This window comes from Streptomyces sp. NPDC000134 (genome assembly GCF_042899225.1).
GTDB lineage: Bacteria > Actinomycetota > Actinomycetes > Streptomycetales > Streptomycetaceae > Streptomyces.
This window is the reverse complement of sequence record NZ_JBIAZN010000004.1, coordinates 246,860-269,951: the sequence shown is the minus strand read 5'-3', so window position 1 is coordinate 269,951 and position 23,092 is coordinate 246,860. Positions and strand designations below refer to the sequence as shown.

Annotated in this window: 28 protein-coding genes; 22 read left to right on the top strand and 6 right to left on the bottom strand. The window is 73.8% G+C overall.

Annotated elements, in window-relative coordinates; genetic code table 11:
- Positions 1-172: 172 nt before the first annotated feature.
- Complete coding sequence (locus ACFY32_RS08175; RefSeq protein WP_359192956.1) at positions 173-340, bottom strand: hypothetical protein; 168 nt, start codon at positions 338-340, stop codon at positions 173-175.
- Between the two features lie 222 nt (positions 341-562).
- Between ACFY32_RS08175 and ACFY32_RS08170 the strand changes: the two genes are divergently transcribed.
- The 4 genes from ACFY32_RS08170 to ACFY32_RS08155 all read left to right on the top strand — a co-directional run bounded on the left by ACFY32_RS08170 (position 563) and on the right by ACFY32_RS08155 (position 4,502).
- Complete coding sequence (locus tag ACFY32_RS08170) at positions 563-1,777, top strand: NYN domain-containing protein (RefSeq protein ID WP_359192954.1); 1,215 nt, start codon at positions 563-565, stop codon at positions 1,775-1,777.
- Positions 1,778-1,910: 133 nt separating this feature from the next.
- Positions 1,911-2,885, top strand: coding sequence for an ABC transporter ATP-binding protein (locus tag ACFY32_RS08165; protein WP_359193315.1), 975 nt, complete (start codon positions 1,911-1,913; stop codon positions 2,883-2,885).
- 83 nt (positions 2,886-2,968) lie between these two features.
- Complete coding sequence (locus ACFY32_RS08160; RefSeq protein WP_390673721.1) at positions 2,969-3,790, top strand: ABC transporter permease; 822 nt, start codon at positions 2,969-2,971, stop codon at positions 3,788-3,790.
- A 34-nt stretch (positions 3,791-3,824) separates the two neighbouring features.
- Positions 3,825-4,502 carry an AAA family ATPase gene (locus ACFY32_RS08155; protein WP_390673720.1) on the top strand — a complete coding sequence of 226 codons (678 nt, stop codon included), beginning with the start codon at positions 3,825-3,827 and terminating at the stop codon, positions 4,500-4,502.
- A 126-nt stretch (positions 4,503-4,628) separates the two neighbouring features.
- Here the strand turns inward: ACFY32_RS08155 and ybaK are convergent, their stop codons facing one another.
- The 4 genes from ybaK to ACFY32_RS08135 all read right to left on the bottom strand — a co-directional run bounded on the left by ybaK (position 4,629) and on the right by ACFY32_RS08135 (position 8,622).
- Positions 4,629-5,129, bottom strand: coding sequence for a Cys-tRNA(Pro) deacylase (gene ybaK, locus ACFY32_RS08150; RefSeq protein ID WP_359192946.1), 501 nt, complete (start codon positions 5,127-5,129; stop codon positions 4,629-4,631).
- A gap of 24 nt (positions 5,130-5,153) precedes the next feature.
- A complete protein-coding gene (locus ACFY32_RS08145) occupies positions 5,154-5,894 on the bottom strand; it encodes an LON peptidase substrate-binding domain-containing protein (protein ID WP_359192943.1) in 741 nt (246 codons plus the stop codon).
- A gap of 11 nt (positions 5,895-5,905) precedes the next feature.
- A complete protein-coding gene (locus ACFY32_RS08140; RefSeq protein ID WP_359192940.1) occupies positions 5,906-6,913 on the bottom strand; it encodes a hypothetical protein in 1,008 nt (335 codons plus the stop codon).
- A 125-nt stretch (positions 6,914-7,038) separates the two neighbouring features.
- Positions 7,039-8,622, bottom strand: coding sequence for an oxidoreductase (locus ACFY32_RS08135; RefSeq protein ID WP_390673719.1), 1,584 nt, complete (start codon positions 8,620-8,622; stop codon positions 7,039-7,041).
- A 179-nt stretch (positions 8,623-8,801) separates the two neighbouring features.
- Between ACFY32_RS08135 and hisD the strand changes: the two genes are divergently transcribed.
- Genes hisD through hisF form a run of 8 tightly spaced genes read left to right on the top strand, consistent with a single transcriptional unit; the run spans position 8,802 to position 14,520 of the window.
- On the top strand, positions 8,802-10,127 hold the full coding sequence (gene hisD / locus ACFY32_RS08130) for a histidinol dehydrogenase (protein ID WP_390673718.1): 1,326 nt from the start codon (positions 8,802-8,804) through the stop codon (positions 10,125-10,127).
- Complete coding sequence (locus ACFY32_RS08125) at positions 10,124-11,236, top strand: histidinol-phosphate transaminase (protein ID WP_359192931.1); 1,113 nt, start codon at positions 10,124-10,126, stop codon at positions 11,234-11,236. The genes hisD and ACFY32_RS08125 overlap by 4 nt, the downstream gene beginning before the upstream one ends.
- On the top strand, positions 11,233-11,826 hold the full coding sequence (hisB, locus tag ACFY32_RS08120; protein WP_359192929.1) for an imidazoleglycerol-phosphate dehydratase HisB: 594 nt from the start codon (positions 11,233-11,235) through the stop codon (positions 11,824-11,826). The genes ACFY32_RS08125 and hisB overlap by 4 nt, the downstream gene beginning before the upstream one ends.
- On the top strand, positions 11,823-11,987 hold the full coding sequence (locus tag ACFY32_RS08115) for a hypothetical protein (protein WP_359192926.1): 165 nt from the start codon (positions 11,823-11,825) through the stop codon (positions 11,985-11,987). Before hisB ends, ACFY32_RS08115 begins: the two co-directional genes overlap by 4 nt.
- Positions 11,978-12,628, top strand: a complete 651-nt coding sequence (gene hisH, locus ACFY32_RS08110) for an imidazole glycerol phosphate synthase subunit HisH (RefSeq protein ID WP_390673717.1) — start codon at positions 11,978-11,980, stop codon at positions 12,626-12,628. The genes ACFY32_RS08115 and hisH overlap by 10 nt, the downstream gene beginning before the upstream one ends.
- Positions 12,629-12,632: 4 nt before the next feature.
- Entirely contained in the window at positions 12,633-13,358 is a 726-nt protein-coding gene (gene priA, locus ACFY32_RS08105) for a bifunctional 1-(5-phosphoribosyl)-5-((5-phosphoribosylamino)methylideneamino)imidazole-4-carboxamide isomerase/phosphoribosylanthranilate isomerase PriA (protein ID WP_359192921.1), read from the top strand.
- Positions 13,355-13,768 carry a RidA family protein gene (locus ACFY32_RS08100; protein WP_359192918.1) on the top strand — a complete coding sequence of 138 codons (414 nt, stop codon included), beginning with the start codon at positions 13,355-13,357 and terminating at the stop codon, positions 13,766-13,768. Before priA ends, ACFY32_RS08100 begins: the two co-directional genes overlap by 4 nt.
- Positions 13,765-14,520, top strand: coding sequence for an imidazole glycerol phosphate synthase subunit HisF (hisF, locus tag ACFY32_RS08095; RefSeq protein ID WP_359192915.1), 756 nt, complete (start codon positions 13,765-13,767; stop codon positions 14,518-14,520). The genes ACFY32_RS08100 and hisF overlap by 4 nt, the downstream gene beginning before the upstream one ends.
- A 43-nt stretch (positions 14,521-14,563) precedes the next feature.
- On the opposite strand, the gene ACFY32_RS08090 is transcribed toward hisF, so the two are convergent.
- Positions 14,564-15,199: a TIGR03085 family metal-binding protein gene (locus tag ACFY32_RS08090; protein ID WP_359192912.1), complete on the bottom strand. Its 636-nt coding sequence runs from the start codon at positions 15,197-15,199 to the stop codon at positions 14,564-14,566.
- An 83-nt stretch (positions 15,200-15,282) separates the two neighbouring features.
- On the opposite strand from ACFY32_RS08090, the gene hisI reads away from it, so the two are divergent.
- The 10 genes from hisI (at position 15,283) to ACFY32_RS08040 (ending at position 23,036) form a co-directional block, all read left to right on the top strand.
- Positions 15,283-15,672, top strand: coding sequence for a phosphoribosyl-AMP cyclohydrolase (gene hisI, locus ACFY32_RS08085; protein WP_390673716.1), 390 nt, complete (start codon positions 15,283-15,285; stop codon positions 15,670-15,672).
- Positions 15,673-15,683: 11 nt separating this feature from the next.
- On the top strand, positions 15,684-17,162 hold the full coding sequence (locus tag ACFY32_RS08080; RefSeq protein ID WP_390673715.1) for an anthranilate synthase component I: 1,479 nt from the start codon (positions 15,684-15,686) through the stop codon (positions 17,160-17,162).
- A gap of 52 nt (positions 17,163-17,214) precedes the next feature.
- Positions 17,215-17,856 carry a TIGR02234 family membrane protein gene (locus tag ACFY32_RS08075; protein WP_359192904.1) on the top strand — a complete coding sequence of 214 codons (642 nt, stop codon included), beginning with the start codon at positions 17,215-17,217 and terminating at the stop codon, positions 17,854-17,856.
- Positions 17,857-18,039: 183 nt separating this feature from the next.
- Positions 18,040-18,297: an HGxxPAAW family protein gene (locus ACFY32_RS08070; RefSeq protein ID WP_359192901.1), complete on the top strand. Its 258-nt coding sequence runs from the start codon at positions 18,040-18,042 to the stop codon at positions 18,295-18,297.
- A gap of 100 nt (positions 18,298-18,397) precedes the next feature.
- Entirely contained in the window at positions 18,398-18,841 is a 444-nt protein-coding gene (locus tag ACFY32_RS08065; RefSeq protein ID WP_359192899.1) for a DUF2752 domain-containing protein, read from the top strand.
- A 120-nt stretch (positions 18,842-18,961) separates the two neighbouring features.
- On the top strand, positions 18,962-19,771 hold the full coding sequence (gene trpC / locus ACFY32_RS08060; RefSeq protein WP_359192896.1) for an indole-3-glycerol phosphate synthase TrpC: 810 nt from the start codon (positions 18,962-18,964) through the stop codon (positions 19,769-19,771).
- Positions 19,772-19,804: 33 nt separating this feature from the next.
- Positions 19,805-19,987 carry a tryptophan biosynthesis modulator TrpM gene (gene trpM, locus ACFY32_RS08055; protein ID WP_390673774.1) on the top strand — a complete coding sequence of 61 codons (183 nt, stop codon included), beginning with the start codon at positions 19,805-19,807 and terminating at the stop codon, positions 19,985-19,987.
- 116 nt (positions 19,988-20,103) lie between these two features.
- The gene (gene trpB / locus ACFY32_RS08050; protein ID WP_359192893.1) at positions 20,104-21,387 is read left to right on the top strand and encodes a tryptophan synthase subunit beta; all 1,284 of its coding nucleotides are present in this window, start codon (positions 20,104-20,106) and stop codon (positions 21,385-21,387) included.
- A complete protein-coding gene (gene trpA / locus ACFY32_RS08045; protein WP_359192890.1) occupies positions 21,384-22,199 on the top strand; it encodes a tryptophan synthase subunit alpha in 816 nt (271 codons plus the stop codon). Before trpB ends, trpA begins: the two co-directional genes overlap by 4 nt.
- 63 nt (positions 22,200-22,262) lie before the next feature.
- Entirely contained in the window at positions 22,263-23,036 is a 774-nt protein-coding gene (locus tag ACFY32_RS08040; protein ID WP_390673714.1) for a DsbA family protein, read from the top strand.
- The last annotated feature ends 56 nt before the right edge of the window (positions 23,037-23,092 follow it).

The following is a 23,092-nucleotide window of genomic DNA, read 5'->3' as shown; positions in this document are numbered from 1 at the left end:
TGCCCGGCCCCGGCGAAACCCCCCCCCGGCCCCTTTGGGCCCACTTTTTGGTGCGGCGGGGCCGGGGGGGGGGGGGGGTGGGGGGGGGGGGGGTTGGGGGGGGGGGGGGGCCCCGCCCCGGCCCCCCCCCCACAGCCGCGTACCCGGGCCGCAACGGCCCCCGGCACGCGGATCAGTTGTGGCCGAAGCGCTTGTGCCGCTTGCCGCGGGGTGCGTCGCCGGTCGCCGCCAGCGGCGGGGCGAGCTGCTCCTCGCGGTCCAGTACGGACGCCTGCGCGCCCTGCCCGGCGCGCTGGGCCCGGGGCTGCTTGCGGTCACGGTTGTTCTTGTTCTTGGCCATGGTGCCGCCTCCGGTGGGAATGTAGGGGTCAGGACCGCGTTCAGATTCACATAGGCCGATAAAGAACGCATGTTGGACAATTACCGTCCGTGACACGGGCTGTCGGGTACGTTCCCTCCGCAAACGCCACGCCGAAGATCGAGTTCCGACCGTTAACCCCCGTGCGGTCGGGCAGACTCGAAGCAAGCCCGAAGCAAACCTCCCGGAAAGAGGGTGGATCGCGTGGACCGCTGCATCGTCCTGGTGGACGCCGGGTATCTGCTGGGGGCCGCCGCCAGTCTCCTCGCCGGGGAGCCCTCCCGGTCCCGGATCACCGTGGACCACACCGCCCTCATCCACGGCCTGCGCGAACGCGCGGAGGCCGACACCCAGCAGCCGCTGCTGCGGATCTACTGGTTCGACGGCGCCCCCGACCGCGTCCCGCAGCCCGAGCACCGCAGGCTGCGCGTGATGCCCCGGGTCACCGTCCGGCTCGGCGCGCTGACCCGCAGCGACGGCCGCTGGGCGCAGAAGGGCGTGGACGCGGCCATGCACGCCGAGCTGACCGAGCTGGCCCGCAACCGCGCCTGCTCCGACATCGTCCTGGTCACCGGCGACGGCGACCTGCTGCCGGGCATGATGGCCGCCAAGGAGCACGGCGTCGCCGTCCACCTGTGGGCCGTGCAGGCCGCCGACAACAACTACAACCAGTCCGAGGACCTGGTCGCGGAGGCCGACGAGCGCCGCGTCCTGGACCGGGCCTGGATCACCCAGGCCGTCCGCGCCAAGGAGCTGACCGGGGTGTGCGCCCAGCCGCCCGCGCCCCGGCCCGAGATCGCCGCGATCCTCTCCGCCCCGCTGCCCGAGTCGGCGCTGGCCGCCGCCGAGCGGTCCGCCGAGGAGCAGTCCCACTCCCACCCCGCCCCCGGTCCCGGGCGCAACGGCAGCGAGGAGCGGGGCGCCGCCGGCAAGGGCGTCCCCACCCCCAAGGACCTCGCCGCGCTGCGCGCCCCCGGCCCCCAGCCCGCCCAGCACCCCGCCTCCGCGACCCTGCGCTGGTCCTCCGACAAGGGCTGGGTCGACCGGCCGGCCGCCGAGCCCCCCGAGGCCGCCTCGATGCCGACCCTCGCCCAGTTGACCACCGCCGAGCAGCGCTGGGCGGACCGGGAGGAGGACATCACCACCGTCGGCGGCGACCCCTACGAGGTCGGACAGGTGTTCGCCCGCCGGTGGGTGGAGCGGCTCGGCGACCAGAGCCATCTGCAGAAGCTGTCCACGATGTACCCCCGCGTCCCGCACCGCGTCGACGGCGAGCTGCTGCGCTACGCGGCCCGCTTCGGGCTGCTGGCCCACAAGGACGACCAGATCGACGAGCACGACCGGTACGCGATCCGGGCCGGGTTCTGGCGCGAGATCGGGGTGCGCACCGCGACCGAACCCACCGCCGCGGGCGGGTGAGCCCCGGCACCGCGGCGACACGCGAATCGGCCCTTATGGGCCGACCCGGGCGCGGTGCGCGAGGACCGACCCCGTACCCTCGTCCCTTGTGAGTACGCACGCGGCACAGGCACTTCGACCCGGTGGCGATGCCGTGTGCGTGGTGCGGGGGCTGACCAAGACCTATCCAGCCGTACGCGGCCGCCGCGGCGCCCCCGCGGCCCCCGAGGTCCGCGCCACCGACGACGTGACGCTGCACATCCGGCGCGGTGAGATCTTCGGCCTGCTCGGACCCAACGGCGCCGGCAAGTCCACCCTGGTCCGGCAGATGACCGGGCTGATGCGGCCCGACTCCGGCACCGTGGAGATCCTCGGCCACGACATCGTCCGCCACCCCGAGCGGGCCGCCCGCATCCTCGCCTACCTCGGGCAGGAGTCCACCGCCCTGGACGAACTGACCGTCTCGCTCGCCGCCGAGACCACCGGACGGCTGCGCGGCCTGGACACCCGCCGGGCCCGCGCCGAACGGGACGCCGTCCTCGACGAACTGGGCCTGGCCCCGCTCGCCGCCCGCCCGCTGAAGAAGCTCTCCGGCGGCCAGCGCCGCCTGGCCTGCTTCGCCGCCGCGCTGGTGGGGGAGCGCCCGCTGCTGGTCCTGGACGAGCCGACCACCGGCATGGACCCGGTGGCGCGGCGCGCGGTCTGGGCCGCCGTCGACCGGCGCCGGGCCGAGCACGGCGCCACCGTCCTGCTGGTCACCCACAACGTCATCGAGGCCGAGACCGTCCTGGACCGGGTCGCCGTCCTGGACCGGGGCCGCGTCATCGCCTGCGACAGCCCCTCCGGGCTGAAGGAGAAGGTCGCCGGCGAGGTCCGGGTCGACCTGGTGTGGCGCGAGGCCGCGCCGCTGCACGTCCCCGAGGTCGCCGCGCTGCGCGACCGGACCGTGGAGGCGGGCCGCCGCTGGACGCTGCGGCTCGCGCCCGAGGAGGCCCGCGCGGTCGTCGCCACCGTCACCGGCGGTGCCGCCTTCGCCGCCCTGGACGACTTCACCCTGGCCACGCCCAGCCTGGAGGACGTGTACCTGGCGCTGGGCGGCGCCGCGCGGCAGGGGCTGGTGAAGGCGTGAACGCCAGGGCCCTGAGCACACCGGCCCCCGCATCCGTACGTACCCCGCAGGACGACCGCCGGAGCGAAGAGGAGCACCGCGACGTGAGTGTCGTACCCGCCGATGTCCTGCCGGACGGCGTCCTGGCCGACGGGGACTCAGCTTCCGGCGCGGCCGAGCTGGGTCCGCGGGCGCGGCTCTGGCCCGCGCTGGGGGCCGTCTACCGGGCGCAGTTGTCCCGGGCCCGGGTCGCGCGGATACCGCTGCTGTTCGTCGCCACCTTCCAGTCCGTCGGCATCATGATCCTGATGCGCGGGGTGGTGGACGACGGCGGCGAGGCGCGGGCCGTGGTCGCCGGGTCGGCGGTGCTCGTGGTGGCGTTCGTCGCGCTCAACCTGCTCGCCCAGTACTTCGGCCAGTTGCGGGGCAGCGGCGGCCTCGACCACTACGCCACCCTGCCGGTGCCGCCGGCCGCGGTGGTGCTGGGCGCGGCCGGGGCGTACGCCTCCTTCACCGTGCCGGGGACGGTGGTGACGGCCGTGTCCGGCTGTCTGCTGTTCGGGCTGCCTCTCGCCCACCTGTGGGTCCTCGTCGCGGTGATCCCGCTGGCCGGTGCCGCGCTGGCCGGACTCGGCGCCGCCCTGGGCCTGCTCGCGCCCCGGCCCGAACTGGCCACGCTGCTCGGGCAGCTCGGCATGTCGGCGGCGCTGCTGCTCGGCGTGCTGCCCGCCGACCGGATGCCCCGGGTGGTGCAACTGGCCCGGGACCTGCTGCCCTCGACGTACGGCGTGGAAGCCTTCGCCCGGACCTTCGGCGACCACCCCGACTGGGCGTTCGTCCTGGGCGACCTCGCGGTCTGCGCGGCGGTCGGCGTGGTCTCGCTCGCCGTCGCGACCTGGGCCTACCGGCGGGCCGCCGTCCGGTGACGCGGCACACAGGCGGGCCTGGCACGATGGCAGGGTGACCGCACCGCTGACGCCGCCTCCGCCACCGAACGAACACTCGTCCGCGCACACGTCGTACCAGGGCCCGCCGGTGCCGCCGCCCGTCGGCGCGCACGCCCTGGGCGGCGGACCGGGCGACGGGCCGGACGGCCCCGGGCTGAGGACCGAACTGCGCGAGGCCGTCGTGACCACCGTGGCGGTCACGGTCCTCGGTGTGCTGCTCGGGGTGCTGTGGTGGCGACTGGCGCCCAGCGTGCCGCTCGTCGGCGACGTGGTCGACAAGAGCTGGGTGGTCTACCTCAAGGACTCCGAGGGCGAACAGGCGATCGGCGTCGACAGCACGTTCACGCTGCTCGCCCTGGCCCTCGGGCTGCTCAGCGGCCTGGCCGTCTTCCTGCTGCGGCGGCGCGGCGGCGTCCCGAGCGTCGTGGCGCTCGGCGTCGGCGGACTGCTCGGCTCCCTGCTGGCCTGGCGGCTCGGGGTCTGGCTCGGCCCCGCCGAGGACGTCATCGCCCACGCCCGGGAGGTGGGCCGGGGCACGACCTTCCCCGCGCCCCTGAAGCTCGGCGCGAAGGGCGCGCTGCTGGCCTGGCCGATCGCGGCGCTGCTCGTCCACCTCGGGCTGACGTCCCTGTTCGGCCCGCGCGACCCGGAGCCGTACCCCCACTCCTACGAGCCGCCGGAGCGGTTCTGACGGGCAGTTCTCAGGCGGGCCGGCGGCCGTGGTTGGCGCGGCCCTTGCGGACGCGCCACCTGCGTTTGCGGGTTCTCTTCGACATGCCCCTTCTGCTTAACCGAGGACGGGGCGTCCGTCGAGGGGTCAGGCACGTCCGATCGGGGCGAGCACCGCGTCCGTGAGCCGGGCCAGGTCGGCGGGGGACAGCTCGACCTCCAGGCCCCGGCGGCCCGCCGAGACACAGATCGTGGCGTGCTCCGAGGCGGAGGCGTCCAGCACGGTGGGCAGCCTCTTGCGCTGGCCCAGCGGGGAGATGCCGCCCCGGACGTAGCCCGTGGTGCGCTCGGCGAGCGCCGGGTCGGCCATCGCCGCCCGCTTGCCGCCGACCGCCGCCGCCAGCGCCTTCAGGTCCAGTTGGCCCGCGACCGGCACCACCGCGACCGTCAGCGCCCCGTCGACGTCGGCGACCAGCGTCTTGAAGACCCGCTCCGGAGCGACGCCCATCGCCTCGGCCGCCTCCTCGCCGTAGGACGGATGGGCGGGGTCGTGGTCGTAGGAGTGGACCGTGTACGCCACCTCGGCCGCGGTCAGGGCCACCGTCGCGGGGGTGCCCCCCGCCTGCTGCTTCTTCGCCTTCTTCGCCATCGTGGGCCGCTTCTTCCGGGTACGTCAGTTCAGGCTGGTCGGGCCGCGCGTCAGATCGGACGCGGGCAGCGACGGCAGGGTACGGATGACGGCCGTCTCGGTGCGCAGCAGGGTCAGCTCGTCGCGCAGCCGGGAGGCGGTGTCCGGGGCCTGGAGCAGCCGCTGCTTGGTCGGGGTGTCCAGCATCATCGCGGCGGCCACCAGGTACGAGACCACGCCGGGCTCGTCCGGCAGCTCGGCGCCGGGGGCCAGCGACCGCTCCCGCGCCCCCGCCAGCCGCTTCTGGTACTGGCGGAACGCCCGCAGCACGCCCTCGGCCAGCGGGCCCGCCTCGTCGCCGGGTTCCTCGGGCAGATGCTCCAGCTCGGCCGTCAGGAACGGCCCGGAGGCGTCGACCGACAGCAGCCTGACGCGGGTGGTGCCGGTCGCCAGCACCTCGAAGGTGCCGTCGGCCCGCTCCCGGATCGTCGCCGCGTCCGCCACACAGCCCACCTTGTGGAACGCCTTGGCCGGGTCGGGCCCGAACCCGGCACCGGCCCCGCGCTCGGGCACCGCCGTGGGGTCGGGCAGCCCGGGGGCGCTGGGCGCCACCTCGTGGCCGTCCCGGATCGCCACGACGGCGAACCGGCGCGGCTCGTCCTCGGGCGTCTTCAACAACTCGCGCATCATGGCGCGATAGCGCTCCTCGAACACGTTGAGCGGGAGCACCAGCCCCGGGAACAGAACGGAGTTCAGGGGGAAGAGCGGGAGCCGGACGATGGTCACGACGCAGAAGCCTAATGGTCGCGCGGACCGGCGTGAGCGCCGCGCCCGCTTCCCGGGGGGTCCGCCACCGCCGACCGGATCTCGTCGCGCACCTGGAGGAACCGGCCGAGCGGGTCCTCCGCCTCCCGCTCCCAGGGGAAGGAGGTGGCGTACGGGCCGGTCAGCCGGAGCTGTTCCGCCGCGTCCGCCGGGCGGCCGAGCCGCACGAGCACGTACAGGAGCAGGTTGCGCAGCGGGGCCGGCCAGGGGTCGGCGGGCGGCAGCCCGGCGGACAGCGCTATCGCCAGGTCGGCCGCCGCGTGCAGCCGGTCCCGCCCCACCGCGTCCGCGCCGGCCTCGGTCAGACAGCGGAAGGCCGCCCGCAGCGGCAGCGACCGCACCAGCGCCCCCTCGGGCGCGTCCTGCGCGGCCGTCTCGGCGAAGTCCAGGCACTCGCGGTGCGCGCCGGGCGAGGCGGCGGCCAGGTACTGCAGGGCCGCGAGATGGCAGCCGTAGTGGTGCGGGGCGCGGCGGACCGCCTCGGCCCACAGGTGCTCGAACTCGGCGTGCCCGGCCCGCCGGCCCCGCGCGCAGTCCAGCGCGACCCGCCAGGGCACCGGGTCGGGCCCGCCGTCCCGGGCGGCGGCCAGGACGGCCGGTTCGGCCTGGCGCAGCAGTTCGGCGCGGGCCGGGGACGCCCAGTGCCGGTCCACCGCGAGCCGGGCGCCGACCAGGGCCGCGTCCGGGTCGCCGGGATCGGCGGCGCGCCAGGCGTCCAGCCAGTCGGGGCGCGAGCGGGCGAACGCCGCGAGCCGGGTCGCGTACCGGTCCCGGCGGTCCCACTCGGCGTCCCGGCGGGTGCCGGCGAGCAGCCCGGCCGCGGACCGGTGGGTGCCCTGCGCGGCCCCGACCAGCGCGGGGGCCAGCCGGTCGTCGGGCGCGTCGAGGAATGCCTCGTCGTCGCCCGGGAGCCCGGCGGCCGGGCGCGACGAGCCGCCCCGCAGCCGGACCGTGCGGAAGAACGCGGGAAGCCGAGCCATGGTGTCGACCATTGAAAGTCCGCAGGTCGGGGCCGCGCCAGAGGCTCAACGGAACCTTCGGAAAGTTGTATGCCCGGCGGTAAAGGCGCGGTAAAACGTGAACGGGTCTCATCTGATCGGCGGTCTCAGCTCCGCCGCAGCAGCCGGGTCGCGCCCGCCGCGACCGTCGTGGCCAGCACCCAGCCGATCAGCACCATCGCCGCCGCCAGCCACTGCCACCAGCCCCGCAACTGCCAGGACCCGATCTGCCCCAGGTCGATGACGGGCAGCAGCAGGTCCAGGGCGAACAGGGCCGGGTCCCAGGCAAGCTGCCGCCCGCCGCCGCCGAGCGGCGGGTGGCCGGCCCGCGCGAAGGCGACCGAGCCGCCCGCCCACAGCAGCGCCATCCACACCGCCGCGCGCCCCGGCCGGTACCCGTAGGCCACCGTCCAGTCCTGGACGTACCCCCAGAGCCGGGCGGCGGGCGGCAGTCCCGTGCGGCGCCGGCGCTGCTTGGCGAGCAGCACCTCCCGGGCCTCCTCGTCCTCGCCGCCCGCCCGCAGCACCGCCGCGAGCAGCTCGTACGGCTCCGGCCGGTACTCGGCGGACGCGGCGGCCACCCAGGCCAGTCGCAGGCTCAGCGGGAACGGGCCCCGGGGCACCAGGTTCTCGTAGGTGAAGCCGCCCATGTGCAGACGGCCCGGACCCGGCCAACTGTCCGCCCGGTCCATCAGATTGACCACCCGCGCCCCCGACAGCACCACCCGCCCGGCGGCCGGCCGCTCGCCGAGGAAGCGCAGCTCGGGCGTCTGCACCCGGCGCAGCGACAGCTCCTGCTCCTCGGTGAGGACGAACCGCGCCTGCTCCAGGTCGACCGCGTCGCCGAACCGCCCGTCGTCCAGCCGTATCCCGCCCTGGCAGGCGAACCGCTGGACGCGGGTGCCCTCGGCGGGGGTCAGGCCGCCGAGCAGCGGGCTGTTGACGCCCGCCGGGGTCAGGTACAGCGTGCGCTCGACCGTCAACTGCGGGGCGTTCAGCGCGAGCCGAGCGCGGGGGTTGCGCAGGTGCGCGCCGCGCAGGCTCAGCGAGACGCCGATCTGGACGCCGCGCAGGCTCAGCTCGCCGTACGACTCCAGCAGCTCCGCCTGGAGGTCCTGGCCGACGGTCATGCCGTCGGCCGCTATGGAACGCCCGCCGCGGTTGTGGTGCACCACCGCCTGGTTGAGCAGCAGGTCGGTGCCTATCTGCGCGTCGGTCAGCCTTATCCCGCCGGGGAAGCGGCAGCGCGGCAGATGGAGATCGCCCTCGGTGTGCAGCCGGGCCGCCTCCAGCCGGGGCACCGCGCAGTCCACCAGCCGCAGGGTGGTGAAGCGGGTCTCCGGCAGCAGCACCTCCCGGTCGAAGCGGCAGGCCCGCAGCTCCACGTACGGCACCACCGTGCCGCCCGCGAGGTCCATCGTGTCGGTGATCCGCACGCCCACCAGCTTCAGCGACGAGACCCGGCCGGCCAGCGCGGGCGGACCGTCCAGCAGCAGCCAGCACACGATCCGGGCCCGCACGGTCCGCTCCGGGCCCCACATGTGCGGGCCGTGCGGATCGTCGACGGCCGGGTCGCCGCTGCTCAGGTCGTACACGCTGCCGTTGCGGAAGGCCTCCCACATGCCGGCCTCGACGGCCGTCAGGCCGTCCGGCGCGCTCCCCGCTCGGAGGCGGAGCAGCCCCTCGGTCACGGCTGTTCACTCCTTCCTCCGCTCGTCACCCGTCATTACCCTCGTACATCTGTTCATGCCCGCTGAGTGACAACTTGAACACTCTGCGTAAGGGAATTCTGCGGGAGTGCCGGACCGGTCTGTATCAGCCATTGATACGCGCGGACGGTGCCCGACGAGGGTCTGAGAGAATTGGTCGTGTGATCTCCCGAATCGATCTGCGCGGCGACGCCCTCCCCGAGGGCCCCGCCCTGCGCGACCTGCTGCCCCGAGCCGACTTCGACGTCGCGGCCGCCCTGGACAAGGTGCGCCCGATCTGCGAGGACGTGCATCATCGGGGCGACGCGGCGCTGATCGACTTCGCCGAGAGGTTCGACGGCGTCCGGCTGGACCGGGTCCGGGTGCCCGCCCAGGCCCTGGAGCAGGCCCTCGACGCGCTGGACCCGGCGGTCCGGGCGGCCCTGGAGGAGTCCGTCCGGCGCGCCCGCATCGTCCACCGCGAGCAGCGCCGCACCACCCGCACCACCCAGGTCGTGCCCGGCGGCACGGTCACCGAGAAGTGGGTCCCGGTCGACCGCGTGGGGCTGTACGCGCCCGGCGGCCGCTCGGTCTACCCGTCCTCCGTGATCATGAACGTGGTGCCCGCGCAGGAGGCCGGCGTCCCCTCGATCGCCCTCGCCTCACCCGCCCAGGCCGAGTTCGGCGGACTGCCGCACCCGACCGTCCTCGCCGCCTGCGCCCTGCTCGGCGTGGACGAGGTGTACGCCGCGGGCGGCGCCACCGCCGTCGCGATGTTCGCCTACGGCACCGAGTCCTGCCCCCCGGCGAACATGGTCACCGGCCCCGGCAACATCTGGGTCGCCGCCGCCAAGCGCTACTTCACCGGGAAGATCGGCATCGACGCCGAGGCCGGCCCCACCGAGATCGCCGTCCTCGCCGACGCCACCGCCGACCCGGCGCACGTCGCCGCCGACCTGATCAGCCAGGCCGAGCACGACCCGCTGGCCGCCGCCGTCCTGGTCACCGACTCCGCGGAACTGGCCGACGCGGTCGAGCGGGAACTGGAGCCGCAGGTCGCCGCCACCAAGCACGTCGAGGACCGGATCGTCCCCGCGCTCAAGGGCGAGCAGTCCGCGATCGTCCTGGTCGACGACATCGACGCCGGACTCAGGGTGGTCGACGCGTACGGCGCCGAGCACCTGGAGATCCAGACCGCCGACGCCGCCGCCGTCGCCGACCGGGTGCGCAACGCGGGCGCGATCTTCATCGGCCCCTGGGCGCCGGTCTCCCTCGGCGACTACGCCGCCGGGTCCAACCACGTGCTGCCCACCGGCGGCTGCGCCTGCCACTCCTCCGGCCTGTCCGTCCAGTCCTTCCTGCGCGGCATCCACGTCGTGGACTACACGCGCGACGCGCTCGCCGAGGTCGCCCACCACGTGGTGACGCTGGCGGAGGCGGAGGACCTGCCCGCGCACGGGGCGGCCGTCAAGGCGAGGTTCGACTGGAAGGTTCCCGAGGGCAAGTGAGCGACATCCGCATCGAAGACCTCCCCGTCCGGGACGAACTGCGCGGCAAGTCCCCCTACGGCGCACCCCAGATGGACGTCCCCGTACGGCTGAACACCAACGAGAACCCCTACCCGCTCCCCGAGGAGCTGGTCGACCGCATCACCGAGCGGGTCCGCGAGGCCGCCCGGAACCTCAACCGCTACCCCGACCGGGACGCGGTCGAGCTGCGCACCCGGCTCGCCGAGTACCTCACCGACACCACCGGCCACCGCGTCGGTCTGGCGAACGTCTGGGCGGCCAACGGCTCCAACGAGGTCATCCAGCAACTCCTCCAGACCTTCGGCGGTCCCGGCCGCACCGCCATCGGCTTCGAGCCGTCGTACTCCATGCACGGCCTGATCTCCCGGGGCACCGGCACCGGATGGATCTCCGGCCCGCGCAACGACGACTTCACCATCGACCTCGCGGCGGCCGAGCGGGCCATCGCCGAGCACCGGCCCGACGTCGTCTTCATCACCACCCCCAACAACCCCACCGGCACCGCCGTCCCGCCCGGGACCGTCCGCGCGCTCTACGACGCGGCCCAGGCGGCGAAGGACTCGATGGTGGTCCTGGACGAGGCGTACATCGAGTTCAGCCACCGCGAGTCGCTGCTGGGGCTGCTCGACGGCCGCCCCCGGCTGGTGGTCTCCCGCACCATGTCCAAGGCGTTCGGCGCGGCCGGCCTGCGCCTGGGCTACCTCGCCGCCCACCCGGCGGTCGTGGACGCCGTCCAGTTGGTGCGGCTGCCGTACCACCTCTCCGCCGTCACCCAGGCGACCGCGCTGGCCGCCCTGGAGCACACCGGCACCCTGCTCGGTTACGTCGAGCAGCTCAAGGCCGAACGCGACCGGCTCGTCACCGAGCTGCTCGGACTCGGCTACGAGGTGACCGAGTCGGACGCCAACTTCGTCCAGTTCGGACGGTTCGAGGACTCCCACGAGGTCTGGCGGAAGATCCTCGACCGGGGCGTCCTGGTCCGGGACAACGGCGTGCCGGGCTGGCTGCGGGTCACCGCCGGCACCCCCCAGGAGAACGACGCGTTCCTCGACGCGGTACGTGAACTCAAGAAGGAGCAGACGGCATGAGCCGCGCAGGACGCGTGGAGCGCGTCACCAAGGAGACCTCGGTCCTCGTCGAGATCGACCTCGACGGCACCGGCAAGACCGACATCGCCACCGGCGTCGGCTTCTACGACCACATGCTCGACCAGTTGGGCCGGCACGGCCTGTTCGACCTCACCGTGAAGACCGAGGGCGACCTGCACATCGACTCCCACCACACCATCGAGGACACCGCCCTCGCGCTGGGCGCCGCCTTCAAGCAGGCGCTCGGCGACAAGGTGGGCATCTACCGCTTCGGCAACTGCACGGTCCCGCTGGACGAGTCCCTCGCCCAGGTCACCGTCGACCTCTCCGGCCGCCCCTACCTCGTGCACACCGAGCCCGAGACCATGGCGCCGATGATCGGCGAGTACGACGTGACGATGACCCGGCACATCCTGGAGTCCTTCGTCGCCCAGGCCCAGATCGCCCTGCACGTCCACGTGCCCTACGGGCGCAACGCCCACCACATCGTGGAGTGCCAGTTCAAGGCGCTGGCCCGCGCCCTGCGCTACGCCAGTGAGCGCGACCCGCGCGCCGCCGGCATCCTCCCCTCCACGAAGGGCGCGCTGTGACCGGCACCTCGACCGTCCTGATCATCGTCGGCCTGTTCCTGGTCGGCGGGATCATCTCCTTCGCCAAGCAGCAGATGCCCAGGAGCCTCATCGTGCTGCTCTCCGTCGGCGCCGCGATGTGCCTGGTCGCGGGCATCCTGAGGCTGGAGGTGTGGAATTGAGCACGTCCGCGAAGAAGGTCGTCGTCTTCGACTACGGCTTCGGCAACGTCCGCTCCGCCGAGCGCGCCCTCGCCCGCGCGGGAGCCGACGTCGAGATCACCCGTGACTTCGACACCGCGATGAACGCCGACGGCCTGCTCGTCCCCGGCGTCGGCGCCTTCGCCGCCTGCATGAAGGGCCTCAAGGAGGCGCGCGGCGACTGGATCGTCGACCGCCGGCTCTCCGGCGGCCGCCCGGTGATGGGCATCTGCGTCGGCATGCAGATCCTCTTCGCCCGCGGCATCGAGCACGGCGTCCCGGCCGAGGGCCTGGACGAGTGGCCCGGCACGGTCGAGCCGCTCCAGGCCGACGTCGTCCCCCACATGGGCTGGAACACCGTCGAGGCACCGCGGGGCTCCGAGCTGTTCGCCGGCCTGGACACCGACGCCCGCTTCTACTTCGTCCACTCCTACGCCGTCCACGACTGGACCCTGGAGTCCCACAACCCGGCGCTGGCCGCACCCAAGGTGACCTGGTCCACGCACGGCAGGCCCTTCGTGGCCGCCGTGGAGAACGGCGCCCTGTCGGCCACCCAGTTCCACCCCGAGAAGTCCGGCGACGCCGGAGCCCAGCTCCTCACCAACTGGATCGGAACCCTGTAGCGACATGGCCACCCTCGAACTCCTCCCCGCCGTCGACGTCCGCGACGGCCAGGCCGTCCGCCTCGTGCACGGCGAGTCCGGCACCGAGACGTCCTACGGCTCCCCCCTGGAAGCCGCCCTCGCCTGGCAGCGGGCGGGCGCCGAGTGGCTGCACCTGGTCGACCTGGACGCGGCCTTCGGCACCGGCGACAACCGGGAGCTGATCGCCGAGGTCGCGGGCGCCATGGACATCAAGGTGGAGCTGTCCGGCGGCATCCGCGACGACGCCACCCTCGCCGCCGCCCTCGCCACCGGCTGCACCCGCGTCAACCTCGGCACGGCCGCGCTGGAGACCCCCGAGTGGGTCGCCGGGGTCATCGCCGAGCACGGCGACCGGATCGCCGTCGGCCTCGACGTCCGCGGCACCACGCTGCGCGGCCGCGGCTGGACCCGCGACGGCGGCGACCTCTACGAGACGCTGGACCGCCTGGACAAGGAGGGCTGCGCCCGGTACGTGGTCACCGACATCGCCAAGGACGGCACCCTCCAGGGCCCCAACCTGGAGCTGCTGAGGAACGTCTGCGCGGCCACCGACCGCCCGGTCGTCGCCTCCGGCGGCGTCTCCTCCCTGGACGACCTGCGCGCCATCGCCGACCTGGTCCCGGTCGGTGTCGAGGGCGCCATCGTCGGGAAGGCGCTGTACGCGAAGGCGTTCACCCTGGAAGAGGCCTTGGAGGCTGTGTCGTCATGACGTCTGAAGCCGTACGGCGCGTGCAGAGCGGAAGTTCCTGGGAGGAGTCCTTCGGTTTCTCCCGTGCCGTCGCGGCGGGCGACCGCGTGCTGGTCGCGGGGACCACCGCCTTCAAGGGCGACGTGGTCTACGGCGAGGGCGACCCCTACGAACAGGCCAAGGTCGCCTTCACCAGCGCCCTGGAGGCGATCGCCGCCTACGGACTGGGCGTCGACTCCGTCATCCGCACCCGCGTGTACCTCGCGCACGCGCGGGACGTCGACGCGGTGGGCCGCGCCCACAAGGAACTCTTCGACGCGGTACGCCCGGTCACGACCCTCCTGGTCGTGCAGGGCTTCATCGACTCCCGGGTCCTGGTGTCGGTGGAAGTGGAAGCATTCAGAGGCACACCGGAGGAACTGCGGTCATGACCCTGGCGGTCCGAGTCATCCCCTGCCTGGACGTGGACAACGGCCGGGTCGTCAAGGGCGTCAACTTCCAGAACCTGCGCGACGCGGGCGACCCCGTCGAGATGGCCAAGGTCTACGACGCCGAGGGCGCCGACGAACTGACCTTCCTGGACATCACCGCCTCGTCCGGCGACCGCGAGACGACGTACGACGTGGTCCGCCGTACCGCCGAACAGGTGTTCATCCCGCTCACCGTCGGCGGCGGCGTCCGCACCGCCGGGGACGTCGACAAGCTGCTGCGCGCCGGCGCGGACAAGGTCGGCGTCAACACGGCGGCGATCGCCCGCCCCGACCTGATCCGGGAGATCGCCGAGCGCTTCGGCCGCCAGGTCCTGGTGCTGTCGGTCGACGCCCGCCGCACCGAGTCCGGCTCCTTCGAGGTCACCACGCACGGCGGGCGGCGCGGCACCGGCATCGACGCGGTGGAGTGGGCGCACCGCGCGGCCGAACTGGGCGCCGGCGAGATCCTGCTCAACTCCATGGACGCCGACGGCACCAAGGACGGCTACGACCTCGACATGATCGCGGCCGTCCGCAAGCACGTCACGGTCCCGGTGATCGCCTCCGGCGGCGCCGGGCGGCTCGCCGACTTCCCGCCGGCCGTCACCGCCGGGGCCGACGCGGTGCTGGCCGCGTCCGTCTTCCACTTCGGCGACCTGCGCATCGGTCAGGTCAAGGAGGCGTTGCGGGAGGCGGGACACCCCGTGCGGTGACGTCGCCGGGTGCGCGACCGGCCACCCGCCACCCGCGCCTTCCTCAGAGACCGAGCTGCTTCGTCTCGTGCAGGCGCGCGATCGCGTCCTTCTCGCCCGCCAGGTCCACCGTCGCCGCGCTCTGCCGGCCGAAGGCGAACAGCAGCAGCTCCGACGGCTCGCCCGTCGCCGTCACCACCGGCGTGCCGCGGTGGGCGACCGCCGTCCGGCCGTCCGGGCGGCGCAGCACCAGACCGGTCGGGATGCCGCGGCCCAGCAGCCGGGCGGTGCGCTCCAGGCGCGACCACAGCGCGTCCTGGAAGACGCCGTCCAGCTCACGCGGCGCCCAGTCGTGCTGGGCGCGCCGCACGTCCTCGGCGTGCACATAGAACTCGACCGTGTTCGCCGCCTCGTCGACCTGCTTGAGCGAGAACGGCGAGAACCTCGGCGGCCCGGTCCGGATGAGCCGGATCAGCTCCTCGTACGGCTTGGCGGCGTACTCCTCCAGCACCCGGTCCAGCCGGGACGCCAGCGGCTTGATCACCGTGCCCCCGGCGGCGTCCGGCCGGCGCTCGCGCACCACCACGTGGGCGGCGAGCTGCCGGGTGAGCCAGCCCTCGCACAGTGTCGGGGCGTCCGGACCGGCCGTCTCCAACAGGTCGGCGAGCAGAAGTCGTTCACGCTTGGCGAAAGTCGACATGACAGCCAGCCTACGGCCGCGCCCCGGGTCCGCACAGTGGACGGCGCCGGACCGTGCTCTTCGCACCCGGCACAATGGTCGTCATGACCAGCACGTCCAGCCCCCTCGACGCGGATCTCGCCGCGCGCCTCAAGCGCAGCCCCGACGGCCTCCTGCCCGCCATCGCCCAGCAGTACGACACCGGCGAGGTGCTGATGCTCGGCTGGATGGACGACGAGGCGCTGCACCGCACGCTGACCACCGGCCGCTGCACCTACTGGTCGCGCAGCCGCCAGGAGTACTGGGTCAAGGGCGAGACCTCCGGCCACGTCCAGCGCGTCAGGTCCGTCGCGCTGGACTGCGACGCCGACACCGTGCTGGTCAAGGTCGACCAGGTCGGCGCCGCCTGCCACACCGGCGCCCGGACCTGCTTCGACGCCGACGTGCTGATCGAGGGCGGCTCGGGCTCTGGCGCGTCCGCCGTGGATCAGTAAGGTCTGCGGCCATGGACCTCGACACGTTCCGCAAGCTGGCCACCGACACCCGGGTCATCCCCGTCACCCGCAAGCTCCTCGCGGACGGCGACACCCCGGTCGCGCTCTACCGCAAGCTCGCCGCCGAGCGCCCCGGCACCTTCCTGCTGGAGTCCGCGGAGAACGGACGGTCCTGGTCCCGCTACTCCTTCGTCGGCGTCCGCAGCGCCGGCACCCTCACCGAGCGCGACGGCCGCGCCCACTGGCTGGGCACCCCGCCCGTCGGCGTCCCCGTCGACGGCGACCCGCTCGCCGCGCTGCGCGCCACCGTCGAGACGCTGCACACCCCCCGCCAGGACGGCCTGCCGCCGTTCACCGGCGGCATGGTCGGCTACCTCGGCTACGACATCGTCCGCCGCCTGGAGAAGGTCGGCCCCGGCGAGCGCGACGACCTGAGGCTGCCCGAGCTGACCATGCTGCTCACCAGCGACCTCGCCGTGATGGACCACTGGGAGGGCACGGTCGTGCTGATCGCCAACGCGATCAACCACAACGACCGGGAGACCGGCGTCGACGAGGCGTACGCCGACGCCGTCGCCCGCCTCGACGCCATGGAGGCCGACCTCTCCCGCGCGGTGGCCCAGCCCCCGGCCGCGCTGCCGCCCTCCGAGCTGCCCGAGTACACCGCCCGCTGGGGCGGCCCCGACTTCCGGGAGGCCGTCGAGGACATCAAGGAGCGCATCCGCGCGGGCGAGGCGTTCCAGGTCGTGCCCTCCCAGCGGTTCGAGACGCCGTGCGCCGCGAGCGCCCTCGACGTGTACCGGGTGCTGCGGGCCACCAACCCCTCCCCGTACATGTACCTGCTCCGTTTCGAGGGCTTCGACGTGGTCGGCTCGTCCCCCGAGGCCCTGGTCAAGGTCGAGGACGGCCGGGCCATGCTGCACCCCATCGCCGGCACCCGGCCCCGCGGCGCCACCCCGCGCGAGGACCAGGCCCTCGCCGAGGAACTGCTCGCCGACCCCAAGGAGCGCGCCGAGCACCTGATGCTCGTCGACCTCGGCCGCAACGACCTCGGGCGGGTCTGCGAACCCGGCTCCGTCGAGGTCGTCGACTTCATGTCCGTCGAGCGCTACTCCCACGTCATGCACATCGTCTCCACGGTCACCGGACGCGTCGCGCCCGAGCGCACCGCCTTCGACGTCCTCACCGCCTGCTTCCCGGCGGGCACCCTCTCCGGCGCCCCCAAGCCGCGCGCCCTGCAGATCATCGACGAACTCGAACCCTCCCGCCGCGGCCTGTACGGCGGCTGCGTCGGCTACCTCGACTTCGCGGGCGACTCCGACACCGCCATCGCCATCCGCACCGCCCTGCTGCGCGACGGCACCGCGTACGTGCAGGCGGGCGCCGGGATCGTCGCCGACTCCGACCCGGTCGCCGAGGACACCGAGTGCCGCAACAAGGCCGCGGCGGTGCTCCGCGCGGTGCACACCGCGAACCGGCTCGCCCGGTAGGGCGCTTCTCACGTGAACCCCGGGTGACGCTTCACCCGGGGTTCAGGCGATAGTGGAGTACGTGACAGCCGTACCGCACCCCCGTTCCGAAGCCGCGCGCCCCTCCCGGGCCGGCCGCCGCAGTCTCGCCGTCGCGCTGCTCAGCGGAGCCCTGGGCGCGGCCGTCGCCCTGCTGGCCACCCGCCAGCGGTGGTCCGAGGGCACCGCGACGGTGGCCGGCGGCGACTTCCCGCTGACCGCCCAGGGCAGTGACGTCACCGGCGTCCCCGCGGCGCTCGCCATAGTGGGCCTCGCCGCGCTCGTCGCCGTGTTCGCCGTCCGCCGGGCCGGCCGGTTCGCCGTCGCCGCCCTGCTCGCCCTGTGCGGCGTCGGCATCGTCGTCGCCGCCCTGCTCGGCGCCTCCGACGGCTCCGCGCTGGACGAGAAGGCCGCCCGCGCGGCCGGCGACACCTCGGCCACCGTGCACGCCCTCTCCCACACCGCCTGGCCGTACGTCGCCGCCGCGGGCGGCGCCCTGATCCTGCTGGCCGGCCTCCTCGCCCTGCGCTACGGCAGGCTCTGGCCCGCGATGTCCGGCCGCTACGAGCGCTCCGGCGCCCCCCGCCCCCGCCGCGCCGCCCGCCCCGCCGACCCCGACCGCCCCGAGGACCTCTGGAAGGCCCTCGACCGCGGCGAGGACCCCACCGGCGCCTGACGGCCCGCGCGCACGTGGTTCGATCACGCGTGCGTGGGCACCCGGGTCGGCGTGTCGCCCGCCCGCGCGGGACCCCGGGCCGGGGCCGCGTTGCGCACCCCGAACTCACGGCACGCACGCGTGTGCGGGAGAATAAGCGCGAGCGTCCTGCTCAGACACGTACACAGCAACGAGGAGCATGCAATGGCGGACAGCAGCCACGGCCACACCCCGGCCGCCTGGACCGGTGTCATCATCGCCTTCATCGGTTTCTGCATCGCGGGCGTCTTCATGGTGGCGGCCCAGCCGGTGGGCTTCTGGGTCGGCATCGCGATCACCCTCCTCGGCGCGGTCGTCGGCGGCATCATGCGCATGATGGGCATGGGCCAGCCGAAGGACGCCCACCCCGTGCACAAGACCACCGACCCGGGCCAGCGCCGGCCCGCCGGCATCAAGGCCTGACCGGCGGCGCGCGCAGCCCCGGACGACCCGGACGAGGGGCGGCCGGCACCAGGAGTGCCGGGACCGCCCCTCGCGTGCGTCCGGGGGCACAATGCTGGGCATGGACGCCGACCTCCGGGACCCGACGCACCCGCCCTCGCGCGCACCCGCCCTCGCGGCCCGGCTGGCCGTCCCGGCCGGGGTGCTCGCCGCCGTCGCCGGAGCCTTCGCGTACGTCGGCGCGGTCGACCCGAACCAGCCCGGCCACTACCCCGTCTGCCCGCTGCTGCGCCTGACCGGCGTCTACTGCCCCGGCTGCGGCGGCCTGCGCAGCGCCCACGCCTTCGTCCACGGCGACCTGCCGGCCGCGCTCCAGGCCAACGCCCTGGCCGTCGCCGGCTACCTGGGCTTCGCCCTGCTGTGGACCGGCTGGGCGGTCCGCGCCGCCCGGGGCCGGCCGTCCCGGTTCAGCCCCGGACCGGTGCACCTGTGGACGCTCGGCACGCTGCTGCTGGTCTTCACCGTTGTCCGGAACCTGCCGTTCGGTGGCTGGCTACACCCTTGATCATCTGATGAATGTCCAGGTAGTGGGCTCGGCGTCAACCGGATGCGAGGCCCCCGCCCTCCTGCGGATACCATCGGATGAGGCCTGAAGAAGCAAACCGTCTGAAAGGGGGCCGCTCGCGTGAGTGTGCTCGACGAGATCATCGACGGAGTCCGTGCCGACCTCGCGGAGCGGCAGGCGCGCGTCAGCCTCGACGAGCTCAAGGAGCGCGCGGCCAAGGCACCCGCCGTCCGGGACGGGCTCGCCGCGCTCAAGGGCGACGGCGTCAAGGTCATCTGCGAGGTCAAGCGCTCCAGCCCGTCCAAGGGCGCGCTGGCCGCCATCGCCGACCCGGCCGCGCTCGCCGCGGACTACGAGGCGGGCGGTGCCGCCGTCATCTCGGTCCTCACCGAGCAGCGCCGCTTCGGCGGCTCGCTGGCCGACCTGGAGGCCGTCCGCGCCCGCGTGGACATCCCCGTGCTGCGCAAGGACTTCATCGTCACCTCGTACCAGCTCTGGGAGGCCCGCGCGTACGGCGCCGACCTGGCGCTGCTGATCGTCGCCGCCCTGGAGCAGTCGGCCCTGGAGTCGCTCATCGAGCGCGCCGAGTCCATCGGCCTGACCCCGCTGGTCGAGGTGCACGACGAGGACGAGGTGGACCGCGCGGTCGAGGCCGGCGCCAAGGTCATCGGGGTCAACGCGCGCAACCTCAGGACGCTGGAGGTCGACCGCGGCACCTTCGAGCGGGTCGCCCCGGAGATCCCCGAGGGCCTGGTGAAGGTCGCCGAGTCCGGCGTCCGCGGCCCCCACGACCTCATCGCCTACGCCAACGAGGGCGCCGACGCCGTCCTGGTCGGCGAGTCCCTGGTGACCGGCAAGGACCCCAAGACCGCCGTCGCCGACCTGGTCGCGGCCGGCACCCACCCCGCACTGCGGCACGGCCGGAGCTGACCTCCCGCTAGGCTTGGCCCGATGCCCCTCCCGATGACCTCGACGACGCCCCGGGACCCGTACGCCCGCCTCGCGCGGGGCTGCCGCCCCCGGGGCTGCCGCGCGCCCGCGCGCCGGGTCCACGGCCGCCGGGTCCGCTACGTCATCGGCGACGAGCCAGGGCAAGTGAACGGGATGCGATGGCCTCGGCGCCCCCTTGGGGGCGCGGGGCTGTGATGAATATGCGACTCCGTCGCGTGGGCGCGACAAGCCACAACGGACCCGCAGTCGCCTGACCACCCTGCCCCCACGGCGATCCGTGTCTCTCTCCGCACTCACCGTGAGGTACACCCATGCCCAGCCAGTTCTTCATCCCCGACCCGGAGGGCCGGAACCCCAGCCCCGAAGGCTACTTCGGGGCGTACGGCGGCAAGTTCATCCCGGAGGCCCTCGTCGCCGCCGTGGACGAGGTCGCCGTCGAGTACGACAAGGCCAAGTCGGACCCGGAGTTCGCCCGCGAACTCGACGACCTGCTGGTCCACTACACCGGCCGCCCGTCCGCGCTCACCGAGGTCCCCCGGTTCGCCGGACACGCCGGCGGCGCCCGCGTCTTCCTCAAGCGCGAGGACCTCAACCACACCGGCTCCCACAAGATCAACAACGTGCTGGGCCAGGCCCTGCTCACCAAGCGCATGGGCAAGACCCGCGTGATCGCCGAGACCGGCGCCGGCCAGCACGGCGTGGCCACGGCCACCGCCTGCGCCCTGTTCGGCCTGGACTGCACGATCTACATGGGCGAGGTCGACACCGAGCGGCAGGCCCTCAACGTGGCCCGGATGCGGATGCTCGGCGCCGAGGTCATCGCCGTGAAGTCCGGCAGCCGCACCCTCAAGGACGCCATCAACGAGGCGTTCCGCGACTGGGTCGCCAACGTCGACCACACCCACTACCTGTTCGGTACCGTCGCGGGCCCGCACCCCTTCCCCGCGATGGTCCGCGACTTCCACCGGGTCATCGGCGTCGAGGCCCGCCGCCAGTTGCTGGAGCAGGCCGGACGGCTCCCCGACGCGGCGATCGCCTGCGTCGGCGGCGGCTCCAACGCCATCGGCCTCTTCCACGCCTTCATCCCCGACGAGTCCGTCCGCCTCATCGGCTGCGAGCCCGCCGGGCACGGCATCGAGACCGGCGAGCACGCGGCCACCCTGTCCGCGGGCGAGCCCGGCATCCTGCACGGCTCCCGCTCCTACGTCCTCCAGGACGACGAGGGCCAGATCACCGAGCCGTACTCCATCTCGGCCGGCCTGGACTACCCGGGCATCGGCCCCGAGCACTCCTACCTCAAGGACTCCGGCCGCGGCGAGTACCGAGCGGTCACCGACGCCGCCGCGATGGAGGCGCTGCGCCTGCTGTCGCGCACCGAGGGCATCATCCCGGCCATCGAGTCCGCGCACGCCCTCGCGGGCGCCCTGGAGGTCGGCCGGGAGCTGGGCCCGGACGGGCTGATCGTCGTCAACCTGTCCGGCCGCGGCGACAAGGACATGGACACCGCCGCCCGCTGGTTCGGGCTGTACGACACCGACGCCGAGGTCGCCGAGAACGCCTCCGGCAGCGCCGAGATCGAGGGGGACGCCAAGTGAGCGGCACCGTACGACTGCTGGACGACACCCTCGCCGCCGCGAAGGCCGAGGGCCGCGCCGCCCTCATCGCCTACCTCCCGGCCGGTTTCCCGACCGTCGACGGCGGCATCGAGGCCGTCAAGGCCGCCCTGGACGGCGGCGCCGACATCGTCGAGGTCGGCCTGCCGCACAGCGACCCCGTCCTGGACGGCCCGGTCATCCAGACCGCCGACGACATCGCCCTGCGCGGCGGCGTGAAGATCGCCGACGTGATGCGCACGGTCCGCGAGGCGCACGCGGCCACCGGCAAGCCGGTGCTGGTGATGACGTACTGGAACCCCATCGACCGCTACGGCGTCGAGCGGTTCACCGCCGAGCTGGCCGAGGCGGGCGGCGCGGGCTGCATCCTGCCCGACCTGCCCGTCCAGGAGTCGGCGCTGTGGCGCGAGCACGCCGAGAAGCACGGGCTGGCGACCGTCTTCGTGGTCGCGCCCAGCAGCAAGGACGGGCGGCTGGCCGAGATCACCGCGGCCGGCAGCGGCTTCGTCTACGCCGCCTCCCTGATGGGCGTCACCGGCACCCGCGAGACGGTCAGCTCGCAGGCCGAGGACCTGGTCCGGCGCACCCGCGCCAGTACCGACCTGCCGGTCTGCGTCGGGCTCGGCGTCTCCAACCCCCGGCAGGCCGCCGAGGTCGCCGCCTTCGCCGACGGTGTGATCGTCGGCTCGGCGTTCGTCAAGCGGATGCTGGACGCCCCCGACCACGCCGCCGCCATCGAGGGCGTCCGCGCGCTCGCCGGGGAGCTGGCGAAGGGCGTGCGCGGGCACGCGTAACCCGAACGGGTGGACCTGGGACCGGGGAGGCGCGGTGCGCCTCCCCGGTTCGTTCTGCGGGGTGTGAGCGAGAAGAACCGTGAGGAAAAGCGCACCGCCCGCGAGAAGCTGGCGGTCGAGCGTGAGAAGCACAAGCGCGCGGAGAAGCGGCGGCGCGCACTGATCGTCGGCTCCGCCGTCGTCGGCGTCCTGGCACTCGCCGCGGTGGTCGGCGTGATCGCTGCGAGCGCGGGCAAGGACGACGGGAGCGAGGCATCGGGCCCGGCCGTCGCGCCCTCGGGCGCCCAGGGCAAGGACGCGCTGGCGATCCCGGTCGGCAAGGAGGGCGCCAAGTCCACGCTCACCGTCTGGGAGGACTTCCGCTGCCCGGCCTGCAAGGGCTTCGAGCAGGCGTACCGCTCGACCATTCACGAGCTGACCGGGGCCGGACAGCTCAAGGTCGAGTACCACCTGGCCACGATCATCGACGGCAACATGGGCGGCAGCGGCTCCCGCACCGCCGCCAACGCGGCGGCCTGCGCCCAGGACGCCGGGAAGTTCACCGCCTACCACGACGTGCTCTACGACAACCAGCCCGCCGAGACCGACGACGCCTTCGCCGAGAACGACAAGCTGATCGAGCTGGCCGGCAAGGTCGAGGGCCTCGACACCCCGGAGTTCCGCCGCTGTGTCACCGAGGGCACCCACGACTCCTGGGTGGACAAGTCCGACTCCGCCTTCCAGAAGGGCGACTTCCAGGGCACCCCGACCGTCCTCCTGGACGGCAAGAGCATCTACGGGGACCGCACGATGACCCCCGAGAAGCTGAAGCAGATGGTGCGGGAGGCCAACGCGTAGCGCCCCGGGGCCCGCCTGTTATGGACCCGTAGCCGGGCTGCCCGGCGCGGGCCCGG

Excerpts from the sequence above, each read along its gene's own strand:
- ACFY32_RS08175 (WP_359192956.1), bottom strand. The coding sequence starts at position 340 with ATGGCCAAGAACAAGAACAACCGTGACCGCAAGCAGCCCCGGGCCCAG.
- ybaK (WP_359192946.1), bottom strand. The coding sequence starts at position 5,129 with ATGGCGAAGAAGGCGAAGAAGCAGCAGGCGGGGGGCACCCCCGCGACG.
- ACFY32_RS08140 (WP_359192940.1), bottom strand. The coding sequence starts at position 6,913 with ATGGCTCGGCTTCCCGCGTTCTTCCGCACGGTCCGGCTGCGGGGCGGC.
- hisB (WP_359192929.1), top strand. The coding sequence starts at position 11,233 with ATGAGCCGCGCAGGACGCGTGGAGCGCGTCACCAAGGAGACCTCGGTC.
- priA (WP_359192921.1), top strand. The coding sequence starts at position 12,633 with ATGGCCACCCTCGAACTCCTCCCCGCCGTCGACGTCCGCGACGGCCAG.
- ACFY32_RS08100 (WP_359192918.1), top strand. The coding sequence starts at position 13,355 with ATGACGTCTGAAGCCGTACGGCGCGTGCAGAGCGGAAGTTCCTGGGAG.
- hisF (WP_359192915.1), top strand. The coding sequence starts at position 13,765 with ATGACCCTGGCGGTCCGAGTCATCCCCTGCCTGGACGTGGACAACGGC.
- ACFY32_RS08090 (WP_359192912.1), bottom strand. The coding sequence starts at position 15,199 with ATGTCGACTTTCGCCAAGCGTGAACGACTTCTGCTCGCCGACCTGTTG.
- hisI (WP_390673716.1), top strand. The coding sequence starts at position 15,283 with ATGACCAGCACGTCCAGCCCCCTCGACGCGGATCTCGCCGCGCGCCTC.
- ACFY32_RS08080 (WP_390673715.1), top strand. The coding sequence starts at position 15,684 with ATGGACCTCGACACGTTCCGCAAGCTGGCCACCGACACCCGGGTCATC.
- ACFY32_RS08070 (WP_359192901.1), top strand. The coding sequence starts at position 18,040 with ATGGCGGACAGCAGCCACGGCCACACCCCGGCCGCCTGGACCGGTGTC.
- ACFY32_RS08065 (WP_359192899.1), top strand. The coding sequence starts at position 18,398 with ATGGACGCCGACCTCCGGGACCCGACGCACCCGCCCTCGCGCGCACCC.
- trpM (WP_390673774.1), top strand. The coding sequence starts at position 19,805 with ATGACCTCGACGACGCCCCGGGACCCGTACGCCCGCCTCGCGCGGGGC.
- trpB (WP_359192893.1), top strand. The coding sequence starts at position 20,104 with ATGCCCAGCCAGTTCTTCATCCCCGACCCGGAGGGCCGGAACCCCAGC.